The following is a 1,247-nucleotide window of genomic DNA, read 5'->3' as shown; positions in this document are numbered from 1 at the left end:
GGTCGAGTAGACGGACGCTCCCAGCATACAAACACATTAAACAGGCAATGCTTTCATTGAACACCTCGCTGCACGCAGCTACTATGTGATTTCTGCTTAACATTTTGCACATCAGTTGCAATCACGCCCCTCACAGAACCGTGCTGGCGCTATTTACGCACACGGCTCCTCGACAACACACTTCACTTCAAAAGGACAATAAGTTCACCATAATTCGCGGCGCTGGCAGCGGATACCGTGAAAGCAGTTTGTTAAACTTCTCCCACGTATAGCAGCCGCGTTTACCGCGTCGATTGAGCCATTTAAACAGGGTTTGTTTGACCAGATAGCTAAAGTTATTGATGCTTTTGCTATTGTCTGTTACACCATAATAAGCAAAGTGTCCGCGCAGTTTCGCCGCTGTCGTTTTCAGGATTTGATCAGTGGGGAGCGTACGATTGGCACACAGCCATTCTTTGTACCCGACTAACTTGGCGGTAAAACGTTTGCTGATGGTAAGCCTTTTCATGCGAAATCGCTTGCCATCCCGACTGCGTGAGCAATAGTGGGTAAATCCGAGAAAATCGAATGTTGCCACTCTTTCTCCTCTGGATTTTGCTTTGGATTGCGCAAATGCACCAAATTCAAAACGCTTGGTTTTCTCTGGCGCAATTTCAAGATGAAACTGTTCCAGTCTCTCTGCCATCGCTGCTTCAAATTCTTTGGCTTCCCTTTCGCTCTGGAAACACGCCACATAATCATCCGCATAACGGATTAATCGTGCGTACCCCCGACACTTGGGCTTAATGCGTTTCTCAAACCAGAGATCAAGGACATAGTGAAGATAGATATTCGCCAGTAACGGTGAAGCTGAGCCGCCCTGGGGCAAACCGCGTTCACTCGCTCTGTGCTGGCCATCTTCGTTGATGCCGGCTTTGAGAAAGCGCTTGATGTACCTCAGTATTCGCTTATCGGCTATCCGGTGGCTGATAAAGGCCATCAACTGCTCCTGATCCACGTGATCGAAGAAGCCTTTGATATCGGCTTCGACCATGTAGTGGATGGGCTGACCTTCGACGGTTTGACTAAGTGCGCGTAGCGCATCATGGCAACTTCGCCCCGGCCGGAACCCATAGGAGTCGTCAATGAAGTCTTGTTCATAAATCCCTTGCAGGATTTTGACCAAGCCCGTTTGTACCAGTTTGTCTTCCAGCGCGGGAATACCGAGTGGTCGCTGTTTATGACTGCCCGGTTTCGGGATATACACC

The 1,247-nt window shown here is 49.1% G+C and carries 1 protein-coding gene; it reads right to left on the bottom strand.

Annotated elements, in window-relative coordinates:
- Nucleotides 1-187: 187 nt before the first annotated feature.
- The coding region (ltrA, locus tag O9K64_RS23405) for a group II intron reverse transcriptase/maturase (protein WP_275100535.1) at nt 188-1,247 on the bottom strand (1,060 nt) is incomplete at its 5' end.

This window comes from Sedimenticola hydrogenitrophicus (genome assembly GCF_029017505.1).
Lineage (GTDB): Bacteria > Pseudomonadota > Gammaproteobacteria > Chromatiales > Chromatiaceae > Sedimenticola > Sedimenticola hydrogenitrophicus_A.
This window is presented reverse-complemented; position numbering and strand designations above follow the sequence as displayed.